Source organism: Mesorhizobium sp. M7A.F.Ca.CA.004.12.1.1 (assembly GCF_003997835.1).
Taxonomy (GTDB): domain Bacteria; phylum Pseudomonadota; class Alphaproteobacteria; order Rhizobiales; family Rhizobiaceae; genus Mesorhizobium.
The window spans coordinates 1-6,700 of record NZ_RZRK01000307.1; the positions used below are offsets into that span (position 1 = coordinate 1).

The 6,700-nt window shown below is 61.9% G+C and carries 7 protein-coding genes, 2 tRNA genes and 1 pseudogene; 6 read left to right on the forward strand and 4 right to left on the reverse strand.

The genetic code is table 11. The features are described 5' to 3' along the window. Nucleotides 1-355, reverse strand: a pseudogene (locus tag EN984_RS38220) (hypothetical protein); the annotation flags it as partial. Here EN984_RS38220 and gcl point away from each other — a divergent pair. Genes gcl through EN984_RS17355 form a run of 3 tightly spaced genes read left to right on the forward strand, consistent with a single transcriptional unit; the run spans nt 264 to nt 4,010 of the window. Next, nucleotides 264-2,045: a glyoxylate carboligase gene (gene gcl / locus EN984_RS17340; protein WP_127272421.1), complete on the forward strand. Its 1,782-nt coding sequence runs from the start codon at nt 264-266 to the stop codon at nt 2,043-2,045. The pseudogene EN984_RS38220 and the gene gcl sit on opposite strands and share 92 nt — an antisense overlap. Before the next feature lie 10 nt (nt 2,046-2,055). Continuing rightward, complete coding sequence (hyi, locus tag EN984_RS17345; protein WP_127273670.1) at nt 2,056-2,853, forward strand: hydroxypyruvate isomerase; 798 nt, start codon at nt 2,056-2,058, stop codon at nt 2,851-2,853. Continuing rightward, entirely contained in the window at nt 2,760-4,010 is a 1,251-nt protein-coding gene (locus EN984_RS17355; protein WP_256755017.1) for a 2-hydroxy-3-oxopropionate reductase, read from the forward strand. The genes hyi and EN984_RS17355 overlap by 94 nt, the downstream gene beginning before the upstream one ends. Nucleotides 4,011-4,060: 50 nt before the next feature. On the opposite strand, the gene rlmB is transcribed toward EN984_RS17355, so the two are convergent. Next, entirely contained in the window at nt 4,061-4,912 is an 852-nt protein-coding gene (gene rlmB, locus EN984_RS17360) for a 23S rRNA (guanosine(2251)-2'-O)-methyltransferase RlmB (RefSeq protein WP_127273424.1), read from the reverse strand. A 198-nt stretch (nt 4,913-5,110) separates the two neighbouring features. Between rlmB and EN984_RS17365 the strand changes: the two genes are divergently transcribed. Next, nucleotides 5,111-5,195, forward strand: a tRNA-Tyr gene (locus EN984_RS17365). Between the two features lie 89 nt (nt 5,196-5,284). Continuing rightward, nucleotides 5,285-5,358 (forward strand) — tRNA-Gly (locus EN984_RS17370). Nucleotides 5,359-5,432: 74 nt separating this feature from the next. On the opposite strand, the gene EN984_RS17375 is transcribed toward EN984_RS17370, so the two are convergent. Beyond that, the gene (locus tag EN984_RS17375) at nt 5,433-5,903 is read right to left on the reverse strand and encodes a YidB family protein (protein WP_127268141.1); all 471 of its coding nucleotides are present in this window, start codon (nt 5,901-5,903) and stop codon (nt 5,433-5,435) included. Nucleotides 5,904-6,035: 132 nt separating this feature from the next. On the opposite strand from EN984_RS17375, the gene EN984_RS17380 reads away from it, so the two are divergent. Beyond that, on the forward strand, nt 6,036-6,293 hold the full coding sequence (locus tag EN984_RS17380; protein ID WP_013531402.1) for a GlsB/YeaQ/YmgE family stress response membrane protein: 258 nt from the start codon (nt 6,036-6,038) through the stop codon (nt 6,291-6,293). Nucleotides 6,294-6,368: 75 nt separating this feature from the next. Here EN984_RS17380 and EN984_RS37740 read toward each other — a convergent pair whose 3' ends face one another. After that, nucleotides 6,369-6,506: a hypothetical protein gene (locus tag EN984_RS37740; protein WP_164749104.1), complete on the reverse strand. Its 138-nt coding sequence runs from the start codon at nt 6,504-6,506 to the stop codon at nt 6,369-6,371. Nucleotides 6,507-6,700 lie beyond the last annotated feature (194 nt).

Genomic DNA, 6,700 nt, shown 5'->3' on the forward strand with positions numbered 1-6,700 from the left:
AGTTGAAAGCGCGCGGCCGGCCGCGCTGCCGTTTTTCGGCCGGTTCCATGCCGCCATTCTCGGTCGTTTCGCAAAATGCGCAATGAAAAAGTTTTTCACTACGATCGCTACCCGAGTTCTTGGAAAACAGAAAACCAAATAACATCAGAATGATAATGCCGTTTTCTAGAAATGAAAAAATATTCTGAAAAAATTGAAAAATACCCGGCGTGCTGACATCCTTGGCCAATCCAACAATGACAAACCCCGTGGAGGGCTGGAAAATGGCCAGGATGCGCGCTGTCGATGCCGCGGTTCTCGTTCTTGAAAAGGAAGGCATTTCCTGCGCTTTCGGCGTGCCGGGCGCGGCGATCAATCCGTTCTATTCGGCGCTGAAGGCGAGGGGAACGATCCGCCACGTGCTAGCCCGTCACGTCGAGGGCGCCTCGCACATGGCGGAAGGTTTTACCCGCGCCAAGGCAGGCAATATCGGCCTGTGCATCGGCACTTCGGGTCCGGCCGGCACCGACATGATCACAGGGCTCTATTCGGCTGCCGCGGATTCCATTCCGATCCTGTGCATCACCGGGCAGGCGCCGCGGGCGCGGCTGAACAAGGAGGATTTCCAGGCCGTCGACATATCAGCCATTGCCGCGCCGGTCGCCAAATGGGCGGTCACCGTCATGGAGCCCTATCTCGTCCCCATGGCGCTGCAGAAGGCGTTTCACCTGATGCGCTCGTCGCGGCCGGGCCCGGTGCTGATCGACCTGCCTGTCGATGTGCAACTGGCCGAAATCGAATTCGACATCGATGCCTATGAGCCGTTGACGCCGTTCAAGCCGGCGATGACGCGCGCCCAGGCCGAAAAGGCGTTGACCATGCTCAACGCGGCCGAAAAGCCGCTGATCGTCGCCGGCGGCGGCATCATCAACGCCGATGCGTCGGACCTGCTGATCGAATTCGCCGAGATTTCGGGCGTGCCGGTCATCCCGACCTTGATGGGCTGGGGCGCTATCCCCGACGACCACCGGCTGATGGCCGGCATGTGCGGGCTGCAGACCTCGCACCGCTATGGCAATGCGACGATGCTGGAAGCCGACTTCGTCTTCGGCATAGGCAACCGCTGGGCCAACCGCCACACCGGCTCCGTCGATGTCTACACCAAGGGCAAAAAGTTCATCCATGTCGACATCGAGCCGACGCAGATCGGCCGTGTCTTCGCGCCGGATCTCGGTGTCGTTTCGGATGCGGGCGCGGCGCTGAAGATGCTGCTCGACGTCGCCACTGAATGGAAGACATCAGGCAGACTGCGCGACTGGTCCGGCTGGGCGAAGGAATGCCAGGCCCGCAAGAAGACGATGAAGCGCAAGACGCATTTCGACCAGGTGCCGCTGAAGCCGCAGCGTGTCTATGAGGAGATGAACAAGGCGTTCGGCCGCGACGTCACCTATGTCACCACGATCGGCCTGTCGCAGATCGCCGGCGCGCAGTTCCTGCATGTCTACAAGCCGCGCAACTGGATCAATTGCGGCCAGGCCGGCCCGCTTGGCTGGACCTTGCCGGCAGCCCTTGGCGTGCGCGCCGCCGATCCCGACCGCACCATCGTGGCGCTGTCGGGCGACTATGATTTCCAGTTCATGATCGAGGAACTGGCGGTCGGCGCACAGCACAAATTGCCCTATCTGCATGTCGTCGTGAACAACGCCTATCTCGGCCTGATCCGGCAGGCGCAGCGTGGGTTTTCGATGGACTTCGAGGTCGACCTTGCCTTCGAGAACATCAACCGGGCAGGCGATCCCGAGGCAGGCTATGGCGTCGACCATGTTGCCGTCGCCGAAGCGATGGGCTGCAAGGCGGTCAGGGTGCGCAAGCCGGAAGAGTTCGCCGGAGCCTTCAAGGAGGCGCAGCGGCTGATGAAAGAGCACCGGGTTCCGGTCGTGCTTGAATTCATCCTCGAACGCGTCACCAACATCTCCATGGGCACCGAGATCGACAAGATCACCGAATTCGAGGAGCTTGCCGAAAGCCACGAGGATGCGCCGACGGCGATCGTGATGTTGGATTAGGAGAAAAAGAATGCCGCGTTTTTCAGCCAATCTGTCGATGCTCTTTGGCGAGCATGAGTTCCTCGATCGTTTCGATGCCGCCGCCCGCGCCGGCTTCAAGGGCGTCGAATATATCGGCCCCTATGACCATGCGCCCGATGTCGTCGCCGCCCGGTTGAAGAAGAACGGTCTGACCCAGGTGCTGTTCAACCTGCCGGCGGGCGACTGGGGCAAGGGCGAACGCGGTATTGCCGTGCTGCCGGACCGCGTGCCGGAATTCCGCCAAGGCGTCGCCAAGGCGATCACCTACGCGCAGGCGCTCGGCTGTGAGCAGGTCAATTGCCTGGCCGGCATCGCGCCGGCCGCCGCCGACCGCAAGGTGCTGGAGGATGTCTTTGCCGAAAACCTCGCCTTCGCGGCGGAAAAGCTGGAGCAGGCCGGCATCAGGCTGCTGATCGAGCCGATCAACACGCGCGATATTCCGGGCTTCTTCCTCAACTACTCCGACCAGGCGCTAGCGCTGATCGATCGCGTCGGCTCGAAAAACCTGTTCCTGCAATACGACATCTATCACATGCAGATCATGGAGGGGGATCTCGCCCGTACCATCGAGGCAAACCTTGACCGCATCGCGCATATCCAGCTTGCGGACAATCCCGGCCGTCACGAGCCGGGGACGGGCGAGATCAATTTTCCCTTCCTGTACGAGCATATCGACCGCATTGGTTATGCCGGATGGGTCGGGGCGGAATACAAGCCGAAGGCCGGGACGGAAGCTGGGTTGGGGTGGTTTCGGGATTTGAGCGGGCAGGGAAGCGCTGCGGCTTAGCGGCGATCGCAATAGAAGTCGCGTTCCTTCGCGCCCCCCTCTGGCCTGCCGGCCATCTCCCCCACGGGTGGGGAGATCGGCAGCTTCGGCGTCGGCTCGCAACTTTGGCAGCTTCAACAATTGGCCAAGGCAGTGGTGATGTCCAATCTCCCCCTGGTGGGGGAGATGTCCGGCAGGACAGAGGGGGGCGTGACAGAACGCGACCTAACAAAAGACGGAGAAAACAAATGGAAACCATCGGTTTCATCGGCCTTGGCATCATGGGCGCGCCGATGGCGGGGCATCTGCTGGACGCGGGCTATCATGTCATCACCAGCGATCATCGATCGAAACCCTCCACCGATCTCGTCACCAAGGGCCTGAAGACCGTCACCGGCCATGCCGCCGTGGCCAAGGCCGCCGACATCATCATCCTGATGGTGCCCGACACGCCGCAGGTCGCCGATGTGCTGTTCGGCGACAACGGCGTCGCGTCCGGCCTGGCCAAGGGCAAGCTGGTCATCGACATGAGCTCGATCTCGCCGATCGAGACCAAGGTGTTCGCGAAGAAGATCAACGATCTCGGCTGCGACTATCTCGACGCACCGGTCTCGGGCGGCGAGGTCGGCGCCAAGGCGGCGTCGCTGACCATCATGGTCGGCGGCGAGGAAAACCCGTTCGAGCGCGCCAGGCCCGTGTTCGAGAAGATGGGCAAGAACATTACCCTGGTCGGGCCGAACGGGGTTGGCCAGACCACCAAGGTGGCCAACCAGATCGTCGTCGCGCTGACCATTGAAGCTGTCGCCGAAGCGCTTGTTTTTGCTTCGAAAGCCGGCGCCGATCCGGCCAAGGTCAGGCAGGCGCTGATGGGCGGGCTGGCGGCTTCGCGCATTTTGGAAGTGCATGGCGAGCGCATGGTCAAGCGCACCTTCGCGCCGGGTTTTCGGATCGAACTGCACCAGAAGGATCTGAACCTCGCGCTGGAGGGCGCGAAGGCGCTCGGCGTTTCCTTGCCCAACACCTCGACGACTCAGCAGCTGTTCAATTCCTGCGCGGCCAATGGCGGCGCCAAGGAAGATCATTCGGCGCTGGTCAGGGCGCTGGAGCGGATGGCGGGGCATGAGGTGGGGAAGGAGCGAATAGCGAATAGCGAATGGGGAATAGGGATTAGGGATTAGGGATTGCAGCCACGAATAGCCGGGATTCGACTTTCGCTATTCGCTATTCGCTATTCGCTACTCGCTAAAAACTTCCTCGCCACGTAAAGGCTGATCGCCGCGGCATTCGACACGTTGAGCGAATGGATGGCGCCGGGCATGTCGAGCCGCGCCAGCGTCGTCACCGTCTCGCGGGTCTTCTGGCGCAGGCCCTTGCCTTCGGCGCCCAGCACCAGGGCGATCTTTTCTCCGGCAAAGCTCTTTTCGAGTTCGGCCGGCGCGTCCGAATCAAGCCCGATGGTGCGAAAGCCCGCCTCGTGCAGCTGGCCGAGCGCGTCGGCGAGGTTCTTCACCTCGATCTGGTCGATGTGCTCCAGCGCGCCGGAGGCGGATTTCGCCAGCACGCCCGATTCCTGCGGGCTGTGGCGGGCTGTGGTGATCAGCGCGCCGGCGCCGAAGGCGACCGCGGAGCGCAGGATGGCGCCGACATTGTGCGGGTCGGTGATCTGGTCGAGCACCAGCACCAGCTTCGCGTCACCAAGCGCATCGAGCCGCTTGGCTTTCAGCGGCTCGGCCTCGATCAGCACACCCTGATGCACGGCGTCCGACCCGGTGATCTTGTCGATGTCCCTGGGTTCGACCAGTTCGATCTTGAAGGGCAGGGCGGCGAGATCGGCTATTTCGAGGCGCTCGGCCGCATTGCGCGTCACCAGCATCTTCCTGATCTTGCGGCGCGGATTGTCGAGTGCGGCGCGCACCGTGTGCAGGCCGTAGAGCCTCACCAGCCCGTCCGCGGCATTTTCGCCCGGCGGAACCGGCTGTCGGGGCCGGAACGCCGGCGCGCCGCCGCTTTTCTCGTCGCGATAGGCGCGGCGCAGCTTGGCGTAATGGGTGTCTTTGGGAGTGTTGGTTTTATCGCTCATGGCTGGCTTCTATAGCGGTGTCCTCCGGCCAAGGATATGGCCCGCCGTCACAGCCGGCGAACAGAAACGAAAAACCATGGTTGCGCGGTTGACACCCAATGGGCTTGCCGCCATAAGGCGCTGCGCTGGTTTCGGAGAACACATAACTCGGGTCCGGATCGGCGTGAATGCCTCGTTGCATGGCTCCGGCGGCAGACTGGAGAGGTGCCCGAGTGGTTAAAGGGGACGGACTGTAAATCCGTTAGCTTAGCTTACGTTGGTTCGAATCCAACCCTCTCCACCACTGCCGGCCCGGAAGCCCTGAAACGCGACAAGAATCGGACCGAAAAGTGCATGGCGCTTTTCGGATGAATCCGGTACTTCAGGTAAGGCGCGGGTATAGCTCAGTGGTAGAGCAGCAGCCTTCCAAGCTGAATATGCGGGTTCGATTCCCGCTACCCGCTCCAGACACTCATCCCATCACCGGCAAACCGAAACACTGCGCACGAGGCGCAGCGCTCCAATTGTCGTGGCTGCCGCGTCAGCTGTTGAACGCGGTGGCGACCTGGTGCTGCTGCGGCACCTGGCCGTTCGGCGTCAGTCTGTCGACGATGCCGGGCAGGGCGGTGGACAGTTGCTTGAGCAGTTCCTGCTCGTCCAGCCCGGTCCGTTGCGCGATCTCGCGAATGATCTGCGGTCCGATCGCGGCGCCAAGATCGTTGGCGTTGATCGGCTGGTTCTGCCCGGTGCCGACCCAGGAGTCGGCGGCATTGCCGTGGCCGGCATTTCTGAGCTTGTCGAGCAGGCCGCCCAAGCCGCCAGCCAGGCCACCATCGGCGGATGTGGTTTCCGTAGGGACGGGAACGGGGGCGGTCGGAGCGGGCGCGGGAGACTGTTCTGGCGCTTCGGCACTTCTGCCGCTCAGCATCTTGCCGACCAGCAATGCGCCGAGCGCGATCATCAGGGGTTTGGTGATGTTGCCGCCGGGAACGGCATTGTCAAAAAGTCCCATAGTGGATCCTCCATAGCGACCAAGGCCCGACCCCTCCTCAACAATGAAGCATTCGGGCGGAATTTCAAGCTGGCTTGAGGTTTTGACAATCCTATGAAAATGTTCGGCTGGCGAGGGGATGGAGAGGAAAAAATGGGTATCATCAGCTGGATCATTCTCGGCGTGGTCGCCGGCTTCATAGGCAGCAAGATCGTCAACAAGACCGGCCAGGGTGTCATCATGGACATCGTGCTTGGCATCGTCGGCGCCATTGTCGGCGGTCTGATCTTCAGTGCCTTCGGCGCGTCAGGCGTCACCGGCCTCAACATCTACAGCCTGATCGTTGCCGTCATCGGCGCGGTGGTCGTTCTGTGGGCCTACCATCAGTTCAGCGCAAGGCGGACGCTTTAGGCGCCTGCCGATCGTCTGAGGTTTCGAGTTTCTGAAGGCAAGACCGGCTTCAGGCCGGTACGTGCAGCGGCTCGTCTATGGCATCAGCACTGCATCGGCGGCGACGAAAAAGATCAGCGTTCCGGCGATGAACACCGCCCAGCCGACAAGCGACTTGCGGATAGCGGCTTTGTGCTCGGCGTCGGAGTTGTTGTTTTGGTCAAAATCGGTCACGGGGAACTCCGCTGGCTGATTGATCATGTCGTCGTCGATCGAACGTTGCTTCGCCGATTAGACGATCTTTTTCGGCCCGGCAACGCCTCGTGAGCACCTGCCTGGGTGCCAAGGTTACGCCACGACGGCCAGCCGGCGGCGACGCTGATCCAGCGACACGATGGTCAGCCCGCTGCCGATGACCAGCAGGATGC

Coding starts and splice junctions, on each gene's coding strand:
- EN984_RS17355 (WP_256755017.1), top strand. CDS start 2,760: ATGGGTCGGGGCGGAATACAAGCCGAAGGCCGGGACGGAAGCTGGGTT.
- hyi (WP_127273670.1), top strand. CDS start 2,056: ATGCCGCGTTTTTCAGCCAATCTGTCGATGCTCTTTGGCGAGCATGAG.
- EN984_RS17375 (WP_127268141.1), bottom strand. CDS start 5,903: ATGGGACTTTTTGACAATGCCGTTCCCGGCGGCAACATCACCAAACCC.
- EN984_RS17380 (WP_013531402.1), top strand. CDS start 6,036: ATGGGTATCATCAGCTGGATCATTCTCGGCGTGGTCGCCGGCTTCATA.
- rlmB (WP_127273424.1), bottom strand. CDS start 4,912: ATGAGCGATAAAACCAACACTCCCAAAGACACCCATTACGCCAAGCTG.
- gcl (WP_127272421.1), top strand. CDS start 264: ATGGCCAGGATGCGCGCTGTCGATGCCGCGGTTCTCGTTCTTGAAAAG.